The following is a 19,251-nucleotide window of genomic DNA, read 5'->3' as shown; positions in this document are numbered from 1 at the left end:
CCTTATCACAAATGAGCAGAATGCTCAATCGATGTAACAAATATATTACATGAAGCGGTCTTTGCAACATCCATTGCTTTAGTTGAACACAATGGCTTGATTTTCAATTCAAGAAAATACGATGTATACAGGTATTATATATTCTGACTTGAAAATTGGTGAATGGGATTGCTTTAATCATTTTTCGCTATTTTATTAAAAGGTGAGCCAGCTTAGTGCCCGGTGTTATAGTGCTTCCAATTGAGGCAAGTGCCTTTTAATAACTTGAGAAAGTTAATCAATGGACAAATGGCAGGTGCTCCACGTGGAATAAATAGTTAGTATAATCGCATATTCCCTTTAATGAACCTGTTGTTACAGTTTAGAAGTATAACATAATTTACCTTAAACAATGTCGTAGGTTTGCTCAATTAGTTTAAGCATGATTGCGTCAAATGACTTGCTCTTACTAATATTACTCAATAGTTCTTCAGGGTGCTCGCCCATATATTGATCAATACAGTTGTCAAGAATCATGATTGAGGTTTTGAGTGTTGCCGAGTTAAACAATTTGATATCAAGTGAAATTAAATCATGTGCTTGAAAAGTTGGTTTCTGTAATAATAATGATGCATAAATTCTTGCTATATGTAATTTAAAATTTGAAAAAGCAATTCTTGTGTTATTCTGTTCTTTGGAAAATAGTTCAAATGTGTTTTGTACAATTTGACAACAACGCAAGTACGCCTCAAAGCTTATATCTGTGTTAAATATTCTTTTGTAAGAACTATTATCTTTGATTAAAGTCGTCGGCTTTGACCTAGCTGCTGAAGGATTTGAATATAGAACACTTTCTATTGCTTGCGCAGTAAACTGAATGCTTACGATTTTATTTAAGGGTTTCCCTTGGTTCTTATAAAAATTCTTACGCCGATCATAAAAATACCCTTTAGACAAAAAGTACATTTCTAAGTTCTTTTGAGTATCATCACTTGCTCTCAACAATGTTGGTGAAACAGCATTTTGATCGTTAGTAGAGGCAATAATCTTGTCTACAGTCTCCTTGTCCGAATTAATTACAACCTTGACTAAAACTGACCGATGCTCTTCTTGCGGACTATTATAATGCTGACCAATGCTATAACTGGTTTGAAGCCCATTAACTATTTGAATATTATCAATCGTTAAAGATTCGCCAAATGGGTAAGGATCCGTAGCGATTATTGTTACACCATTATTAAGCCACCAAAAGTCCCGAACGGTATCATTAAGCAGAGTGTTTTTAATTTTATTATTAACATCAACCTCACCTTGGTAATGCCTTATGTTACTTTCAAACAGGTCCTCTCTAATATTTCCATTCTCTTTTATAAAATCGTAAAAATCACTCAGTTTTACGACACCGATATATCCGATACCGGACTTTCCGTAGCTTATCGATAGTGGCGGTTGTTTAAATGTTAATTTAAGTCTATTAGATTTGGCATATTGGTAAGATTTTAATAATTCAGTGCAACTAAGGTTTGCAAACGTGCAATTCACCTTACTAACATTCAATTGGGACTTCGTATCTCGAACCAATTGTTCTATTTTGTGCTCATATGCTTTACTGAATGTCCGTTCTGACGCAAGACAACTATAGCTGTATGACACGGTTATATGACCTCCTTTTAAAGCTAACGATTCCCAAAGTTTTCTAAAAATCAGAACTTTTTCAAGCAACCCCTGATTAAATCTTAAATTTAACTCCTTCACTGAGCAAAACGAAAATATTATCGGGACCGACGCTAATAGCTTATCAATAGTTGATTCTGTAAAACTATTTTCACGCTTTGATTGATTTATTAGAATATGGAGTTTAGTATCCCCATTAATTTTAATACTGCTTAATTGATCTAAGGAATTAATGCAGTCGTCATTTATCAGAATTATAAAAGCATCAATACCTCCGTCATTACCCCCACCTACTAAGCTATCCTGAATATCCTCAAAAGAAACGTTCAACTGTTTGGTGATCATTGTTGCACAGAAAAGCTCAAATCCAATTCCCTTGTCAATTTCGTCCAATTCGTTATCGATAAGAAAATTATTGAAACAGCTTTCAGCGAGATGTCGGACATTATTCATTTTAGCGATTATATGGTTGAAAAGGATAGTTGCTGCATTAGTGGTGTGTCAAAAGTAATTATACTAGTCGAGGTTATCAATTAGGCTAAAATAATGTATTTAATATAGAATGATATCCAAGTTTTTATACCACTTTGAAATGAAGTGGCTGTATTACTGCTGTGAGGCTAACTTTGTGGTAAAAATTTCCTTACAATTACTTAAGGTGTTTAATCTAAAGGGTCATCAGAAATAATTTTGGCTGTCGCACCATGCCCCTCAATCACGGCACGATAATTTTGTTTGATTGAATTATGATAAAGTAGCTCAATCATGTATACTGCGTCTTTAATATGACTATCGTCATTAGCCCTGCCATATATATTACGCCGTTCGCCCTTTTCGAGCTCATATGGTAACGATTTGCTATGTAACGTAACATTTCCGGAAATAAGGTTGATTTCATCCAAGTAAGCCACTTCTCCTTTATTATTTAAGTCAATATGTAATTCGCCGTTTGACCTGTAGCCCGCACCGTTTAACCACAACCGGGGTTGAACACTTAAACGTAGCTTTTGTTCCTCAATTGCCTGGAGCTTTGCCACTGCTTCACCATCCTGAGCATGAAGCAAACCTGTATTTCGAAATATATCGACTTGTTGAGCTAGTAACTGATTCTGTTCTAGCATTGCTTGTGTTTGAGCCTCTAGTACAATAGCAATAGTCGCGAGTTTTCCAATTTGAGCTTCTCTGTCCTTGTCCTTAGAAACAAGTTTAATTATACTAACTAATGAAAGAGGCACCCCAATTATAGCTGCAATTGCGCCAATCCATGCCGGGTAATCAATTTCCGTTGAGACTAAATCTTTGCACATAAATTAATTTATCTGATTTGCATTTGGAGAGCGATGTAATGTATGGACTTACCGTCGAACCAAGCTACTCATCAGTCTTTGCCGACTCTGGGGATATGGTTTTTTTTACATTGCCAAAACTTGCAACAATATCTTTAGGCATATTCATAAATTTATCCCTTAATTCAGGGATAGTCTGTAATGCCTTTTGAAACCCGTCAGAACTTATTAATTCTTGCCAAGGGCTTCCGTGGTTATCTCCTTCAACTAAACGCAATGGTAGTTCCTCTAGTCTTGTCAATGCCGAGCCAAACAGACGGGATTCAAAAATTGGGTCGATCCTTGCAGCTTCTCTACGATATCCCTCATATGCTTTAGCAACAGAGGCTTTGAAGGCATAATCTTCGGATAATCTAAATCGTTGTCCAATTTGTTTAGTAGATATCCAGGCAAACCATACTGGAGCAGCTAAACTAAATAAAGATAACAGAACATGAGCTGCAATTATTCCCCAACTTGGTTTTGAAACGTCTAGCACCTTTGTGAGAGAATCATATCGCATAGTTCCTAAACACCCGCCCAATGTTAGGGAAATAAGAAGTAAAGCAACCCATCCCCACATTGAGCTAGACAACCTTTTAGCTCTGTCATCAAAAGCTCCGGCTAAGCCGGTGGATGTTGCAATTCGATAAGCTTCTTGGCATTGAGCAACTATCTTAATTGCTTCCTCCTCGCGTGCTTTAAGGCTAACAGATGACATTGCAGCGGCTTCAGACAGTAAACCAATCTTTCCCATAGCGGAGGCTGCTTCGGTAGACATTGAGTCAATTTTTAATCTGGCATCTTTCAGCTGTGCCAAATCTGTTGGCAATGATTCTGCTGCTGAAGTGGCATCTTGAATACGTTTGATTTGCTCCTCTAAGTTCTCCTTATTTGGGACGATATTGTCGATATCAGCTTGAATCGAGCGAAGGCGGTTTGCTAAGCGAAGCGGCATTGCTTTAGAATCCACGACTTGCCAGTTTGTCAGTGGCTGCAAAGTCGTTTCAATCCATTGCATTAGCGACATATACGCCGGAACGGCTAACGAGCCGTTTCCATTAAATAGATAAGGAAGAGTTGTAGACTGAAATGAGGCGATCTTTTCCGGAATAGATAGTAGTATTTCTGAGTACTTCTCCTCAATTGCGTTTATATCGGATCCTTCTAAACGTATAGCTATTAATAGAGGCATATCAGCTAAATCATCTCGTGAGAGCGCTGTGTTATTCCATCCCCAGGTTGTATTGAAAACAACGTTCGAGGGATAGGCGCCACGAACAGTATTAGAAAGAGTAATCAATGAGGTGTGGACGTTTTGTATCGAAGAATGCATAATAAGTGATTAGGTAATAAAGCGTAAGGTACGATTACTAAACTTACATTAAAAACAATTAATACAGTTCGTGTCAAAATATACATGCTTGCTCACCGCCTGCGAACAGAGGTCGTCGTCTTTCGAAAGAAGCGCGATAGCGCGATTGAAAGAATGCTTCACAAAGGCTTGGCGTTGGTTTTGAATAGTGGCGTGTGGACAGGGTTCCTCAAAACCTATGACAAGCCTGAAGCGACGACCGACACGCAGGTGAGCTAAAATTATGATGAGCGCTTGGATTTATGTAGGTTGAACGGTTGCGAGATTCACCTGGCTGCAAAGCCAAGTGAGGCGAAGCGATTAGTGAAACGCACATAAATACAAAGAAAGCTCATGTGGAGTGAGAAAAGCGAGTGGCAAGCAGCATGACAAGCCAGCGATCAGCCGGTAAACATGAAATGTGCCGAAAGGCTTATTGAATGTTTACGAAGCTTGGCGTGTTGATTGTGGAGCTTGCCCGAACGTAACACCTATCTTCCTCGTTCTCCCATTTGCAAAGCCGGCAAGAACATATCTCTCCATACCCTCTTAAACAACTTCTTGGGGGTTATGGAGAGATATAGTTCTGGTTGCAAGATTAATCTGGGTTAAAAATAAAAAGTAGGTAAATGATGATAACAACAATGCCTATCGCAAATACGGCTCTGCAAGTCGATGACCAATCAGTGACGTCTATTGTCAGTTGAACAAATGCACAAATTACGTATAGAATAGTGGTTAACACCGAAAAGGCTACCAACCCTTCCTTTAAATCTTTTGACATATGGTTATTATTTAATGGTTGGATAAAGTTTTTCTACGAAGTATCGTTGAGCAATTCGTTCCCCTAAAGAGACGGTAGCCCAATATGCATCGACTTCTTGTTGATATGAAGTTATACCACCGCCAAGGGGCTTTTCTACTGGCGCAGCTAATCTTGTGGATATATTGAGAACCATTTCTTGTTGTGGTGTTATAAAATCAGGAATTAGGCAATTGACTGCTAGCTGACTTTTGAATGTAACTGGCGTGCTGGTTTGCACATCAAATTGTACGGCTTGTGAATACGATGGATTGCTAGTTGTGAGGGCATATTCAATTACCATAATCTCGCCAGCTGCGTTTTTTGATAAGACCTTAGCAACATCTCCAGTATTAACGGGAGTGACCCTTACATTTACCGCGTTTAAGAAGTCGGTAGTTGATAAAAAGCTATTCTGCTTCCTCAATGTGATGACGCCCTTCCAGTCCCATTTTTTCTTTACAGCGATGTCCAGCGCTGAGCCGGTAGTTAATGAAAGCTTTGCGGGCTGAACATTGGAATTACGCTCAAACGTCATCGTTAAGGTTGCCCCAACAACGGTTACTGTATTTGTACCGCTACTATTTTGAACCATGTTTTTAGCAGCATTAAACACCGCTTTATCGCAATCGGCTCCGGCTTTGTAAGAAGCATATTCAACTACCAATGATTTGTCTGTTGTTCCGCTATGAATGTATTGAGAGGAGATCGCTTCCTCTAAAACTGTCTTAGGCGTTGTTTCCTGTGATTTTTTAGAGCATGAACTAATGAACAATGCTATAATTAGCATTTGATAAAAAGCTTGTTTCATATCTATGATAAAGTTAAGGGTACCGATATGTCCAGAATCGGCAATTAATTAATGTTTGTAGGGGACATACTACAAATGCAAAATTAAGAAATACTTAGTTATTGCTAAGCAATATGTGGCTGTAGTTTTTATTCTTTCGTTGTTGATGGCAGCGAGTCTAAAAACGGATATTGAAGCTTACGTAATCAATAAGGTTAAGGAGAAAAGAGAGGAATTGGGGATGTCTCAATCCGAACTTGCTGTGCAATTAGACGTATCGAATGGATTTATTGGTCAAGCCGAAAGTTCCAAATCTCCAACTAAATACAACCTCAATCATTTAAATAAGTTGGCTGTAGTCTTTAAATGTTCCGTTAAGGACTTTATACCTGACACGCCGTTTAAGTAGGGACCGAAGCCCCTACTTTGTTATGCCACTGCTTTCATCAATTTTCGCCTCGATACTTTAGGCTTATACCGAATTTCTTTAAACGTGTGACGTTTGTGGTTGCTATCGTCAATCACCTCGAACAATTCTGAACAGGTTGTGATAATGTTGTTGGTGTGAATACAATCTTCGATGTTGACAGCAGTGAGTTGTTTCGAAGTTAGCCTGTAAAGCGTGCGCAGGAATACGGATGAGAAGCCAGCCAGTTCATGGTCGGTATCGAATTGTTCATAGCCGAAGTGGATGTAATACTTATCGCCAAACCCGACTTCAAGGCTTAGGTATAGCAAAGGCGAGACAAATTGATGTATGCGCAAATCGGAGAAAGAGTGTTTCTCATCGAGTTCAAGCGAGCACCTGGCTTCATAAGCCGGCAGCGCAGCTATCATGCGCTTCGCAGCATTTAGCACATTGTGGTAGGCATTGGCGACCTCTTTATTATAAGGTAACTGTGCCGGGTGGACATTTGGTTTCTGTTTCATGATGATTGGTTTTAAAGAGTTTAAAATTGTGGTGAAATGAAAAATGCCTGGTCGATAGACCAAGCATTTTGGTGTTGCATTGTAGCTGGCACTGCAGCGCAGTACCTTTTAATAAAATAGTACGGATGGTTATTTAGCGCCATTGATATACTTTGGGTCCTGAAAGGCAAGGGTGCCTTTATGTAATTCAGCAAGCGGCTTGTTGAGCACTTTGCGAATAGCATATTTGTGGAGCCGGTGCCAGGCAATTGATGCCCATACCAAGCCTTCAACGGGGCAGTTCTCGAAGCAATATTCAATGACGATCTCGAAAACCATATTGCATTCAATTCGCCAGTAAAATGTTTCGGAAACGAAAGAATGGATGAGGAAAGGCTCGCTACCATCGTCTTTATAGTCGCGGTTGAAATACGGCTGGTCTTTAAAGTAATCGAGTTGCATTACTTCCAGTAGCACGCGTTGGTATTGGATCATCTTGGTCATGATGAACGCTTTGTGGTTGTTGGCATGCGTACTGTCTTTGACCATTTTCCAACGTTTTCCCATAGTGTTTTTTCTTGGAGGGTTGCTGGGCGTTTCAGGTTTTTGGGGTGTTTCTCGGTACTCTATCATGTGTTTTTAAGGGTTTTTAAGGTGCGTTTGAGTGGTGATTCGGAATTGAAATGGTTTAAGGAAAATGCATTTAGGCAGGATTCATAGCGGAGTGCGAAGCACTTGGAGTTTTGTTCCGGAGGAACAATTTTAGCCCGTTCAAGCCTGGCACACAGGCTGAACAACGCTATATATTTCGCTTTTCCCGTCGAAAGCTGGTAAGGGGCTGAAGTCGGAGCTATGCAGCCATTCAAGCCACACAGGAAGTTTTTACAGAGAAGTCGATTTTTATAGGCAATCAATCCCCATTTACAGAGTGTAGGGGGGATTTATTAAGTGGCAGGGGGATTTTTATAGATGTAGTATTAGGTTTCTGTACCTTTTAATAAATTGGGGAGGAATAGCTTCAATGCCTCCTTACTATTGTATTATAAGGTTAGCCTGCAAACTAACAGGTTAGCGGATTGGTGCATCAACAGTTTATCAATCTATCGAAACTCCGATAAACAAAATAGGGCTACCGAATGGTGCCCTATTTTCTAACTCAAGAATTTATCTACCTGTATAAAACATTATTTTTAATAAATTCTGAATTGATAGATAGATGTTGATTCAGAACATTTACTTCCCTTATAATACTCAACTTTTAATTAAATCTGAATTGTGCATAGCGTATTCAAATTTCCTTGCCTTCAGCTTATAAACATTTTTCTTTAATTTAGAAGACCTTACCCCTTCGAAATACAAAAAAATGTGTTGAGCAACAACTTTACGGTCCACTTTGGCATTTTCATAAGCATTGCGCATTAACTCAACTAATTCACTTTGAACATAAGTATCAAAAGGGTCTATCAACTGATAAATGCAAGGGGCTAATTTATTTATTAAAGCCATTTCTTTCGCATCTGAAACTGCTTTTCTTATACTGGAAACTACAAAGTCAGTAGCCTGAAATGTATTTTCGTCGAGATAGTCTACCCCATCAGCGATATCTGGAAACTCCTCACGCAATTTTGAAAGTATGTTTGTTGGTTTAAACAGCATCAAATGTAAATGCGATTTTCTTTTATACTTGTACAACATACTTGCTACTTGCTGGTAAATCTCTTTTTTTGAGGATGAAGTTTTTAAATAAAATAAGTCTCCATCCCCAGCATCGTAAACCTCATTTATGTACGTGGGTGTGAAATGTTTACTTACCTGCGTATATGCAGCCTTTAAGTTTTCTAAGTTTTTGTAATATTCCTTCACTCTTTCCTCATGAATAAAATTATCCACCATCGCGTCATTAAGCGTGCCATTATCATCATAAAAATGATGCGCCTTGGATTCTGTGATTGCTTTGCGTAAAGCTTCCCTTTCACCTGGATTAGTAGCCTTATTGTATGTTTGAACAAACCCCTGATAAGCATCTAAATGCCCATCAATGTAAAATCGTGCTTCGTCGGGCGTTTTTGCTTTTAAATCAGGATTGAAGTTTGTAATGTGAGTGTAGCTGTTAATTCCATTCCTTAGCCGACCAGATATTTGAATTAATTCTGTTTTGGGGTCAAGTATACTGTGATGGGCAAAGAAAACATCACTGATGACGATGACATCAGGTTTGTAGTCCACGTTTATATCAATCGCTGAGAAGTACCGGCTTGTAAAAAAATTAAACTTGAGCATTCTATTTACGTGGAAATCATCAGTTGTTCGTTCAAACGGCACATTTTTCGTGATTAGTTTTACTACACTATCTTCAGCACAAAACGCCATGTAGTTGCTCTTTAAATTTAGCGCATTAACTATTGCACTAATACCCTTTGTTGAGTTGAAAAAAATGCAGATATGTTCACTGTTAAGCTTGGCTAAATGCTGTTTAAGCGATTCAATAACATTATTGGTGTTTAGAATTGTTATCGGCTTGCTATAATCAAATTGAGGTTCGATTACATAATCTTTAAAACTTTTAAAGCGAGAATCGCTAAACGGCAGCGTAGTAGCTGACACCAGCGCCTTTCTCTTAAAATGAAAGAAATAATTTAATGGAGCCGCTATATCACCTCTGTACGAGACATCAGTAATTATGCGTTCAGACTCATCAATTAACATAAAAAAATCGCTGTACATTACTGATAAGTCACCATAAATCTCTCTAAAGGCTTCAACAACTTTGTATATAAAACCTTCGGGTGTGGTGATTATTTTTTTGTACTCAACATCAGATAATAGATATGCTTTTATTTTCGCGATTGTAACCCCTTTATAAACCCCTAGCACAGGTTGATTGGGAAACTTCTCGTTGTGTTCGCTAACTTTTGCCTCAACCACCGGTTTATTAGGCAACGTTTCTATTAAATTATTTTTAAAAAAGCGAATAGCATACGTTGTTATACCGACTCCTGGCACTGTTTTGTGATACTTACTATCTGTATCAATGCCATGGGTTTTAAAAGGTTCAATGTCGCTTAAGTATGTCTTTGGAGGAAGTTTTACTATTATAGGTTTCATATATAGATTTCTGGACAATAAAAAACCCAGCAGCTCTATCAGCTGCTGGGTGTGGGCTTTACGCTTGTTGCGATTTTTCGGCTTCTTTAACTAAGTCTTCTAAAGTAAAGTCTATCGTAAATAGACCTAAATGGTATTCCCGAAGGAAGTGGTCCATATTATCGAGGAGGACAATTTTAAACCCCTCTGGTCCATTAGATTCAAATACACTAATGTATTTGTAGTTAAAACCGCCCTTATCTTGGCGTACTTTACGCGAGTAGTTGTACTTACCATTATCCTTAACTTTAAGGATAAACTTGTCCAAGTCTGATACGTCGTCAAACCGTCCCGTATCTACAAAGTTTAAGAGCGTTTTAGGTTGTACATACTTAGCTAAACACATCGCTGCATTTAAAACCGACTTGTTGCTTGTAGCTGCAGCATTTCTGCCTCTACGTTCGTTAATAAAATTCATTTCGACTATCTTTACCTTTTTAAATGAGCAACTTTATTGTTTCTCATTGAGGTTCGGTAAAGGTCAAATTCCTAATGCAAGCAACGTTTTGCTAAACGGCGGCTTCCTTACTAACAGCTTCATCGCGCATAAGTAGCTCTCTAAGTCGCTCTTGTGGAAGGAAATTGCGGCTTTTTTTTGATTCGCTCCCTGGTTTACGCTTATGTGTTTCAAAATTATCCATCCCAAATTCTTTTAAGATATTAGTATAAATAATTAGTTGAGGTATTGTAAAAGTCTTAACGTTTAATCCTGTATAATAGCAGAAAACCTTATGAAGTTCTAAACAAAATTGCCGCACTACTTTGCGTTTTATGTTAACAAAAACAGGAGGTTTAGATTCAGATAAATTTTTCAATTGATTTAAAGCTTCATTATCAATCGAATAATTTAATTTTGAGATGATGCCTTTCAATTGGTCTCCGTAATAATCGGTAGAAACAGGCAGTTTGTCATTGAGTATACTCTCAACTAGTGATTTCATAACCCAGCGCGTTAGTATCGGGTCTTTCTGAACATGAGCTTTTCGATTTGAAATTATGTGAATTTCAGTTGGGGGTAAACCTGATTTGTAATAATTATAGAGTAAAGTGCTTATATATATGACCTGTTGATGTGCTCTATAAAAGTACGGTTGTTTATGAAATTCTAAATCGCTTAAGCTGTTTTTAAGCGATACCTTACCCGCAAAATCAGTTCCATAAGCATCCCAAAACTTGTCGTAGAAAAAGAGGGCAGCAAACAACAACGTGTCAAAATGATTAACAATTCGGGAACCTAATTCGGTTTCGGGGTTTATACATCTCATGAATGTACCCCTGACCCTATCGCTTACTCTCTTGTTAAGGTGCTTAATTCCTTCGTGATAAACTTTTAAGTCAGCCTCTGTTTTGTTGGAACTATCGTAAGATTTATAAAGAATATTATACTCATGTAATTGAGGGTCATGATTTAACAAGTTCGACCGCACTTGAATGTTTAAATGAGTTACCTTTTTACCATTTAAAGTAAAACCTTCATCCTTTGCATCCTTGTAATGTTCATTAATTAATGTAAGCACAGTCAAGTCAACATTGTCCAAGTTAACATACGGAGTTGGGTCTATCTGATTTTCGATTGGTTGAGACATAGAAGCTAAAATAAAAAAAGCAGGACAGTTTCCTATCCTGCATTTTCTCTTAAGACTGAAAAATCTTTTGCTCCCAACTCTCTATTTCTCCTTTTTCAAATTCAGCTAGATAGGTTTGTGTCTGAAATTCCGTTGCGTGCCCTAATGCTTCCGTAATATAGCCTGTGCTTGCACCGGACCGTTTTAATCCAGTGGCGTAAGTATGTCGACCAACATTTGTTGTAAGCTTTAGAGTTGGCTCCCCTATTTGCTTGGCTAGCTTTTTGAGATTATCATTAACCGCTTTTAAAGCCGTTTTCTTACGTGTGTATTTTTGCTTGGAGGTGATATGTATCGTATCATCCAGTATCGGAAAAACATATCCTCCTGGAACAACATAGTTATCTTTGAAATATGTCAAAATCCTCAGCATATACTCATTAACAGGTATTTCGAACTTACCCCTTGTTTTCTTACGGGTATAGTTAAGTGTTAAATCTGGTAAGTCAGTCCATTTGAGAAACGTTATATCAATGAAATTCATTCCACGGGTGTAATAGCTAAAAAGAAAAATCTGTTGAGCAAAATGAAGTGATGTACCGGGGTCGAGTTCCAGTTCTTTCAGTTTAGAAATCTTGTCCAGTTTGATTGCGATTTTTTTAGTGCTATGGTCAAGCCGTCGATTGACACTGTATTTCTTTTCCCCGAACGGGTAATCGTCTTTGTTGAATAATTTATCTTCAATCGCCTGGTTAATTACTCTCTGAAGATTACGCATTTTAACACTAATGCTGGTGTCCTTATTCTTCCTGACGTTTCGTAACCAATACTCAAAGCCCTCAAGGAATCTAAAGTTTACATCTGATAGCAATGCATCGGGTTTGTATTTTTTCAGAATGCTGCGGTTTTCACGATACAATCCGGCTGTACCTTCCCGTTGTTGCTCTTCCAGTATCGCTATCTGCTGCGAATAATAATCAAATATCGAGATGATAGATTGTTTAGGGCTTTCTACCCAACCCTGTGCTGGTTGCTTCAGCCGGATATCGGATTCGAATGTTTCAAAGTCAAATTCGATATTTTTCTCATCATATCGTTTTAAGATAGAGTGTGCTAGAGATAGCTTTTCTCTTAGTATGGAATTGTATTCTTTATAAGGTTTAAATGTCTTAGAAAACCTACCTAACCCTTCATCTTCCTCTTTTCCCGGAAGCCAATGATCTTTCGCGCACCGAAATCTTAAGGTTTGATTCACTAATAAACTGGATATTGAGATATATCGCTTCTCACGGTTTTGGGTTACTCTGAGTGCTACAGAGTATTCATTATTAGCTAACTTCTTTGTGGTGTTTAGAACAATTGCAACGGTTGCCATAATTGTTGAATTACAGCATTCGGTGGTAGTACACACCGTCGTACACAAGTGTATGAGAAAACGATAGAACAACTAAAATTACTCCAGCAATAATAGCCGTGAGGCTATTGTTGCGAGCGATAGCGAGCACCCCATGCTGGCGCGATACCGGGCTACGCTACATCCCGAACAAATTACATAGCGGGGCAGCAAATATAATTTTTGCATCCGTAATTGTAAAGCCCTATTCATTTTTTATCTCCGCAATTAATGATACTGTCGTGATAAACAATATCGGGGCGATATCTATTTTTGTAAGGCAAACTTATTAGTTTAATTTAATATTAAAATGGCAAGCATAGATAACGAACAACTGGCAGCAGAACTCCGCACGGTAATTACACGGTTGGTGAAAAAGCTGCGCAAAAAATCTGAGGTTGGGTCGCAATTGTCGCTCACTCAGCGGTCAACTTTAGCTATGCTTTACCAAAGCGAAATGCTGCCGAGCGAGCTGGCCGCGCAGGAGAAAATTACCAATCAATCTATGTCGCAGGTATTGAACCATCTGGATGAATTGGGATTAATAAACCGCAAGCCATCCGAAACAGATAAACGCAAGGTGTTAGTTTCGATATCCGAACAGGGTGTTAGCCTTTTGTTGCAAATGCGCGAAGAACGCAACCATTGGCTGGCACGCGCTATTGCCGAAACCTGTTTCCCTCCCGAGCAGGAAGCCTTGCTGAAAGCTATTGGCCCGTTAACCAAGATACTTGATTTTGAGTGACCCGGTAAGTTTGCCTAATACGGGTTTTATATATGACTATCACTACATTCCGGGCTTTCCGAAGCCGCAACTACCGGCTCTTCTTTGCCGGCCAATCTATATCGCTCATTGGCACATGGATGCAAAAAACCGCCGTTAGCTGGGTGGTTTACACGCTCACCCACTCTACTTTTATGCTGGGTTTAACGCTTTTCGCCAGCCAGTTCCCGTCATTCGTTCTGTCGGTTTGGGGTGGTGTGGTATCTGACAGGTACAACCGCTTTCGCGTTTTGCTGGGTACCCAAGTGGCGTCAATGATACAGGCCATATTGCTAACGATCCTCATTTTTACCAAAAACTACCAGGTTTGGGAAATACTGGCGCTTAGCGTAATGCTAGGTGTTATCAATGCCTTTGATGTGCCGGCAAGGCAATCGTTAGTTTATGAAATGGTGGAAGATAAAGCCGACCTGCCCAATGCTCTTGCGCTCAACTCATCAATGGTGAACCTCTCCAGGCTCATCGGCCCGGGCATTGCAGGTATCGCGCTCGAAAAACTGGGAGATGATATTTGCTTTGCTATTAATGCGGCAAGCTTTATTGCGGTTATTGGTTCTTTGGTGATGATGAAGCTGCCGAAGGAAAAAGCCGTTCCGCATACCAAAAATGCTTTTGTTGAACTAAAAGAAGGTTTCGAATATATCCGCCAAACACCCTCTTTAAGGTTCATCATTATGATGCTGGGGCTCATTAGTTTATTTGTATTGCCTTTTAGCACACTCATCCCTTTTTATGCACAGGATGTATTTAAGGGCACGGCTTCAACATTCGGTGTTATTGATAGTGCCATAGGGCTGGGGGCTTTTTCGGGTGCCATCTTCCTTGCCTCCCAAAAAACCGGTGCTGACCTACGTAAAATACTTTTCATTAATACTATTGTATTCGGCACGGGGCTTATCCTGTTCTCGCACGAGCATAATTATGCCCTGGCCCTGGTGTTCGTAACCATTGCCGGTTTCGGCATGATGTCGCAAATAACCGTGAGCAACACCTTGATACAAACTACGGTCGCGCCGGATATGCGTGGGCGGGTCATCAGTTTTTATGCCACGGCATTCTTTGGTATGCAGCCGCTTGGGGGCTTGATCATCGGTTCGGTATCAAAATGGATAGGCACTACTAATACCATGCTGCTGGAAGGTGTAGCTGCTCTTTGCATTGCCGGGTTGCATTGGCAATACCTTCGGAAAGAAAAGCTTAAAGCACGCCATCAAACCCTGATGGAACAGCAACCAATAGCCCCAGCGGCTTAATAGCGCATGGAGTTAATAAAAGGCGTATTGTAAAAAAAGGGCTTTGCATATTAATTAAACTCTTATTTTCGTTTAATTAGGCAAATTGTTGCTTAGCCTTTTTATGACCCAGGAAGAAAATTATGGCCTGCTGATTGATAAGATCAACACCTTCATCCGTAAATACCATTATAACAACCTGCTGCGCGGGCTGATATTTTTGGGTGCGGGCCTGTTTTCGGCGTACGTGGTTATTACGCTGGGTGAGTATTTCGGCAATTTCAATACTACTTTCCGTACCATCCTTTTCTATTTCTTCATCTTGCTCAACTTGGGTTTGATGGCCTGGCTGGTAGTGCCGCCGCTATTGGCGCGCCTGCAATTGGGCAAAACCCTCACGCACGATCAGGCTGCTGAGATCATTGGCAAACACTTTACCGATGTGAACGATAAGTTGCTGAACACACTTCAACTTAAAAAGCAGGCGCTTGACAACCCCGAGCACCGCAGCCTGATAGAAGCCAGCATCAACCAAAAAATAGAAACGCTAAAGCCGGTAAGTTTTCCTTCAGCAGTAAACATTCGCGAGAATAATAAATACCTCAAATATGTTATCCCGCCCGCTGCCATTATTTGTGTTATAGCATTTGCGGCACCATCGGTACTAACCGAAAGTACCAAAAGGCTTATCCGCCATAACGAGTATTTTGCCCCCGTTGCGCCGTTTCAATTTGTAGTGATGAATAAAAACCTGTCGGCTGTGCAGAGCGAAGACTTTAAATTGGAACTCAAACTTACCGGTGATAAAATACCTTCGGATGTTTATGTAGAAACAGCGAGTAATACTTTCAAACTGGATAAAGAGAATATCAGCCGTTTCCATTACCTCTTCAGCAATTTACAACAAAGCACAAAGTTCCGCCTGTTGGGTAACGGTTTTAGTTCGGTGCCTTACGAGATAAAGGTTAACCTAAAACCTGTTTTGCTTCATTTCGATGCCGAGTTGAACTACCCTGCTTATCTCCATAAAAAGAACGAAACCGTAGCCAATGCCGGTGACCTTACTTTACCTGCCGGCACTTCGGTTACCTGGAAGTTCCACACACAAAACACTAATGCGCTTTTGTTTAGCATCAATGGGAACAGCACACAGGTTCAACCGTCCGGAGATGACGTTTTTGAGCATCGCGAAAGGATACTAACAAATACGTCTTACAAGATCAGCCCGCTCAACAATGCCGTTAAACATAGCGATTCAGCATCGTACCGTATCAGTGTTGTAGCCGACGAGGCGCCCGGGATAGAGGTGGAAGAAAAACCCGACAGTATTAGCCTGAAAGCCTTTTATTTCAACGGGAAAATTCAGGACGATCATGGTTTTTCGTCGCTAACCTTTCATTACAAAATTGGCGACAAGGCATTCAGCAAAACCGTAAAAGCGGATCTTGGTGCTACCCAAAGCGGCTTTTTCCACTTTTGGAACCTGAAGGATGCCGGCATAAAACCAGGCGATAAAGTAACTTATTACTTCGAAGTTGCCGATAACGATGCTGTAAGCGGGCCAAAAACAGCGCGTTCGACGGAGCGCACCTTAAATGTGCCCGATGCGGCAGCCCTCGCCGACCAATTGAATGCCGGCACCCAAGCCGTGAAAGACAAAATGCAATCGGCAGCAAAGCTGGCCGGGCAGATAGAGAAGGATGCTCAAAAGCTTAACCAACAATTGCTGGATAAAACAAACCTCTCCTTTGATGAGAAAAAGCAGGTGGAAGAGTTGCTGCAAAAACGCAAGGACCTGGACGAATTGGTAAAAGACATTAAAGAGGATAACAAAAAGAACCTCTATAACCGCCAGGAAAACTTTAAACAGAACGAAGAACTGCTGGAGAAGCAAAAGCAGATAGAGAACCTGTTTAATAACGTACTCGACGAGAAAACCCGCGAAATGCTGCAAAAACTTCAGCAGTTGCTGGATCAGGATCAAAAATACTCGACCCGCGACGAGCTTTCGAAAATGCAGAACGACAACCGTTCGCTGAAGAAAGAACTCGACCGTATACTGGAGCTTTACAAAAAACTGGAGTTCGATCAGAAGCTTAACCAGGCCGTAAGCCAATTAGAACAATTAGCGCAGGAGCAAAAACAATTGGCCGATAAAACGGAAAAAGAAGGCAATAGCCAACAGGACCTGCAGCAACAGGAAAAGTTGAATAAGGATTTTGATAACATTAAAAAACAGTTGGACGACCTGCAGAAAACCAACGAAACCAATGGCAAAAAAGAAGCCTTTGAAAACCCTGAGAAAGAGAAGCAGGAGATAGATAAGCAGATGGAGCAAAGTAGCGAGAACCTGAAAAAGAACAACCGCAAGCAAGCTTCCAAATCGCAGCAATCGGCGGCGGAGCAAATGAAACAGTTGGCTCAAAAAATGCAGCAGCAGGATGCCGAAGGCGAAGAAAGCGAGAACGCTGTAGATGCACGCCAACTGCGCGAATTGCTGAAATCGTTAGTGAATAGCTCCTTCGGGCAGGAGAAATTGATGGGGCAATTGCGCACTACCAACGCGCTCGACCCTGCCTACACACGCCTGGCGCAAACACAAAAAAGCATAAAGGATAACCTTAAAACGGCAGAAGATAGCTTATATTCGCTGAGTAAAAGGGTGCCGCAAATACAGTCGGCTGTTAATAAAGAGGTTACTGCGATCAATAGCAATATTGACCAGGCGCTGGAAAAACTTGGCGACCGCCGAACAGCCGAAGCTTTGCGTAATCAGCAATTTGCTATGACATCAATGAACAACCTGGCGTTGATGCTGAGCGAAGCGCTTGACCAGTTGCAAAAGCAGATGAATAAAAAAGGCGGCAAGGGCAAAAGCGGGCAGCCATCATTATCGCAGCTTACCAAAATGCAGCAGCAACTGAACCAAAATATGCAAAAGGCCCGCGAGCAAATGCAGCAACAGGGGCAGCAGCCAGGTAAAAGCGGCCAACAGCAGCAGTTAGGCGGAAGCAAAAGCATGAGCGAGCAATTGGCACGTTTAGCACGTGAGCAACAGCTGATAAGGCAAACTTTGCAACAGTATAATCGCGAGCAAATTAAGGATGGAAAGGGCGATGCAGGAGGTTTGGATAAAATTTCGAAAGAAATGGAACAAACTGAGAACGATCTCGTAAACAGGAGAATTACCGATGAAGCATTAAAGAGGCAGCAGCGTATTCAGTCGCGTTTGCTGGAAGCCGAGAAGGCCGAACAACAGCGCGAACAGGATGATAAACGCGAATCGCGTGCAGCTGCCGATATGCCCCCGGGATATATAAAGGCCTTGCAACAATATGAACAAACCAGGGCCAAACAAACGGAGCGGCTAAAAACTGTTCCGTCGGCACTAAATTTGTATTACAGGCAAAAAATTAAACTTTACTTTGAACAACTTAACGCTAAATAGTATGGAGCAGCCAAACCTGCAGGCGGAGCAGTTATACACGTTACAACTACCATCTAAGTACGAAAGCATTACGCAACTGGAGGCATTGATAGAAGAAATTGCCGATAAATTCCAGGTGAGCGAAGATACTTTCGCCAACATGATGACCTGCCTTAACGAGGCTGTAGTGAATGCCATTGTACATGGCAACAAACTCGACGACAATAAGATCGTAATAATAAACGCCGAAGTAGAACCCAAACGCATTATTTGGACCGTTACCGACGAAGGCGAAGGCTTTGACTATAACAACCTTGCCGACCCTACCGCACCTGATAGGCTGGAAGAACTTACTGGCCGCGGCGTATTCATATTAAAACACCTTGCCGACCAGTGCATTTTTAATGCGAAAGGCAACGAGGTGGAACTACATTTTAAAATATAATGCCCAAAATATCTTTTTTTGAAGAAGGCTTAAGCTATAAGCTGAAAGATAAAACCCTTGTGCGTAAATGGTTAACCAATACCATCATCGCCGAGGGTTTTAAACTTAGCGAGCTTAACTACATTTTTTGTTCGGACGAATACCTATTGCAAATAAACCAGCAGTATCTGGATCACGACACCTATACCGATATCATCACCTTTGATAATTCTGAGGAAGAAGGGCTTATTGTTGGCGATATCTTTATTTCGGTAGAGCGTATAAAAGAGAACGCCGGTAAATATGCTGTTACAGAAACACATGAAATGCATCGCGTAATGGTGCACGGTGCGCTGCATTTGCTTGGTTATAAAGACAAAAGCGCTGCCGACAAGAAAAAAATGACATTAAAGGAAGACCATTATTTGGGCGAACGAGGTTTTTAACGC

The 19,251-nt window shown here is 40.4% G+C and carries 16 protein-coding genes; 6 read left to right on the top strand and 10 right to left on the bottom strand.

What is annotated here, in order from left to right; translation table 11 throughout:
* Positions 1–384: 384 nt before the first annotated feature.
* The 4 genes from BC343_RS04970 to BC343_RS04950 all read right to left on the bottom strand — a co-directional run bounded on the left by BC343_RS04970 (position 385) and on the right by BC343_RS04950 (position 5,945).
* Positions 385–2,046: an AIPR family protein gene (locus BC343_RS04970; RefSeq protein WP_162276821.1), complete on the bottom strand. Its 1,662-nt coding sequence runs from the start codon at positions 2,044–2,046 to the stop codon at positions 385–387.
* Between the two features lie 269 nt (positions 2,047–2,315).
* On the bottom strand, positions 2,316–2,960 hold the full coding sequence (locus tag BC343_RS04965) for a hypothetical protein (RefSeq protein ID WP_078346634.1): 645 nt from the start codon (positions 2,958–2,960) through the stop codon (positions 2,316–2,318).
* Between the two features lie 64 nt (positions 2,961–3,024).
* Positions 3,025–4,314, bottom strand: coding sequence for a hypothetical protein (locus BC343_RS04960; RefSeq protein ID WP_143822064.1), 1,290 nt, complete (start codon positions 4,312–4,314; stop codon positions 3,025–3,027).
* Positions 4,315–5,123: 809 nt separating this feature from the next.
* Positions 5,124–5,945, bottom strand: a complete 822-nt coding sequence (locus tag BC343_RS04950) for a hypothetical protein (RefSeq protein WP_078346631.1) — start codon at positions 5,943–5,945, stop codon at positions 5,124–5,126.
* 115 nt (positions 5,946–6,060) lie between these two features.
* On the opposite strand from BC343_RS04950, the gene BC343_RS04945 reads away from it, so the two are divergent.
* Positions 6,061–6,333 (top strand): helix-turn-helix domain-containing protein, encoded by a 273-nt coding sequence (locus BC343_RS04945; RefSeq protein WP_238381700.1) that lies wholly within the window; start codon positions 6,061–6,063, stop codon positions 6,331–6,333.
* Between the two features lie 20 nt (positions 6,334–6,353).
* Here BC343_RS04945 and BC343_RS04940 read toward each other — a convergent pair whose 3' ends face one another.
* The 6 genes from BC343_RS04940 to BC343_RS04915 form a co-directional block, all read right to left on the bottom strand.
* Positions 6,354–6,854, bottom strand: coding sequence for a hypothetical protein (locus tag BC343_RS04940; protein ID WP_078346629.1), 501 nt, complete (start codon positions 6,852–6,854; stop codon positions 6,354–6,356).
* A gap of 129 nt (positions 6,855–6,983) precedes the next feature.
* The gene (locus tag BC343_RS04935; RefSeq protein ID WP_143822063.1) at positions 6,984–7,400 is read right to left on the bottom strand and encodes a hypothetical protein; all 417 of its coding nucleotides are present in this window, start codon (positions 7,398–7,400) and stop codon (positions 6,984–6,986) included.
* A 684-nt stretch (positions 7,401–8,084) separates the two neighbouring features.
* Positions 8,085–9,938 (bottom strand): hypothetical protein, encoded by a 1,854-nt coding sequence (locus BC343_RS04930; protein ID WP_078346627.1) that lies wholly within the window; start codon positions 9,936–9,938, stop codon positions 8,085–8,087.
* A gap of 58 nt (positions 9,939–9,996) precedes the next feature.
* The gene (locus BC343_RS04925) at positions 9,997–10,395 is read right to left on the bottom strand and encodes a hypothetical protein (protein WP_078346626.1); all 399 of its coding nucleotides are present in this window, start codon (positions 10,393–10,395) and stop codon (positions 9,997–9,999) included.
* Between the two features lie 91 nt (positions 10,396–10,486).
* Entirely contained in the window at positions 10,487–11,563 is a 1,077-nt protein-coding gene (locus tag BC343_RS04920; protein WP_078346625.1) for a hypothetical protein, read from the bottom strand.
* 49 nt (positions 11,564–11,612) lie between these two features.
* Entirely contained in the window at positions 11,613–12,917 is a 1,305-nt protein-coding gene (locus BC343_RS04915; RefSeq protein ID WP_078346624.1) for a site-specific integrase, read from the bottom strand.
* Between the two features lie 328 nt (positions 12,918–13,245).
* Here BC343_RS04915 and BC343_RS04910 point away from each other — a divergent pair, with 328 nt between their 5' ends.
* From BC343_RS04910 to ybeY, 5 genes are all read left to right on the top strand, one after another.
* Positions 13,246–13,680, top strand: coding sequence for a MarR family winged helix-turn-helix transcriptional regulator (locus BC343_RS04910; protein WP_078346623.1), 435 nt, complete (start codon positions 13,246–13,248; stop codon positions 13,678–13,680).
* Between the two features lie 32 nt (positions 13,681–13,712).
* Positions 13,713–14,972, top strand: coding sequence for an MFS transporter (locus BC343_RS04905; RefSeq protein WP_078346622.1), 1,260 nt, complete (start codon positions 13,713–13,715; stop codon positions 14,970–14,972).
* Between the two features lie 103 nt (positions 14,973–15,075).
* Entirely contained in the window at positions 15,076–18,399 is a 3,324-nt protein-coding gene (locus BC343_RS04900; protein WP_078346621.1) for a DUF4175 family protein, read from the top strand.
* 1 nt (position 18,400) lies between these two features.
* Entirely contained in the window at positions 18,401–18,823 is a 423-nt protein-coding gene (locus tag BC343_RS04895) for an ATP-binding protein (RefSeq protein ID WP_078346620.1), read from the top strand.
* Complete coding sequence (gene ybeY, locus BC343_RS04890; RefSeq protein ID WP_078346619.1) at positions 18,823–19,248, top strand: rRNA maturation RNase YbeY; 426 nt, start codon at positions 18,823–18,825, stop codon at positions 19,246–19,248. Before BC343_RS04895 ends, ybeY begins: the two co-directional genes overlap by 1 nt.
* Positions 19,249–19,251: the final 3 nt, after the last annotated feature.

It is taken from the genome of Mucilaginibacter pedocola (assembly GCF_002013915.1).
In the GTDB taxonomy this organism is placed as follows: domain Bacteria; phylum Bacteroidota; class Bacteroidia; order Sphingobacteriales; family Sphingobacteriaceae; genus Mucilaginibacter; species Mucilaginibacter pedocola.
This window is presented reverse-complemented; position numbering and strand designations above follow the sequence as displayed.

What these genes read in the sequence shown, in the direction of transcription:
- BC343_RS04965 (WP_078346634.1), bottom strand. Translation starts at nt 2,960, where the DNA reads ATGTGCAAAGATTTAGTCTCAACGGAAATTGATTACCCGGCATGGATT.
- BC343_RS04960 (WP_143822064.1), bottom strand. Translation starts at nt 4,314, where the DNA reads ATGCATTCTTCGATACAAAACGTCCACACCTCATTGATTACTCTTTCT.
- BC343_RS04950 (WP_078346631.1), bottom strand. Translation starts at nt 5,945, where the DNA reads ATGAAACAAGCTTTTTATCAAATGCTAATTATAGCATTGTTCATTAGT.
- BC343_RS04940 (WP_078346629.1), bottom strand. Translation starts at nt 6,854, where the DNA reads ATGAAACAGAAACCAAATGTCCACCCGGCACAGTTACCTTATAATAAA.
- BC343_RS04935 (WP_143822063.1), bottom strand. Translation starts at nt 7,400, where the DNA reads ATGGGAAAACGTTGGAAAATGGTCAAAGACAGTACGCATGCCAACAAC.
- BC343_RS04930 (WP_078346627.1), bottom strand. Translation starts at nt 9,938, where the DNA reads ATGAAACCTATAATAGTAAAACTTCCTCCAAAGACATACTTAAGCGAC.
- BC343_RS04925 (WP_078346626.1), bottom strand. Translation starts at nt 10,395, where the DNA reads ATGAATTTTATTAACGAACGTAGAGGCAGAAATGCTGCAGCTACAAGC.
- BC343_RS04920 (WP_078346625.1), bottom strand. Translation starts at nt 11,563, where the DNA reads ATGTCTCAACCAATCGAAAATCAGATAGACCCAACTCCGTATGTTAAC.
- BC343_RS04915 (WP_078346624.1), bottom strand. Translation starts at nt 12,917, where the DNA reads ATGGCAACCGTTGCAATTGTTCTAAACACCACAAAGAAGTTAGCTAAT.
- BC343_RS04910 (WP_078346623.1), top strand. Translation starts at nt 13,246, where the DNA reads ATGGCAAGCATAGATAACGAACAACTGGCAGCAGAACTCCGCACGGTA.
- BC343_RS04905 (WP_078346622.1), top strand. Translation starts at nt 13,713, where the DNA reads ATGACTATCACTACATTCCGGGCTTTCCGAAGCCGCAACTACCGGCTC.
- BC343_RS04900 (WP_078346621.1), top strand. Translation starts at nt 15,076, where the DNA reads ATGACCCAGGAAGAAAATTATGGCCTGCTGATTGATAAGATCAACACC.
- BC343_RS04895 (WP_078346620.1), top strand. Translation starts at nt 18,401, where the DNA reads ATGGAGCAGCCAAACCTGCAGGCGGAGCAGTTATACACGTTACAACTA.
- ybeY (WP_078346619.1), top strand. Translation starts at nt 18,823, where the DNA reads ATGCCCAAAATATCTTTTTTTGAAGAAGGCTTAAGCTATAAGCTGAAA.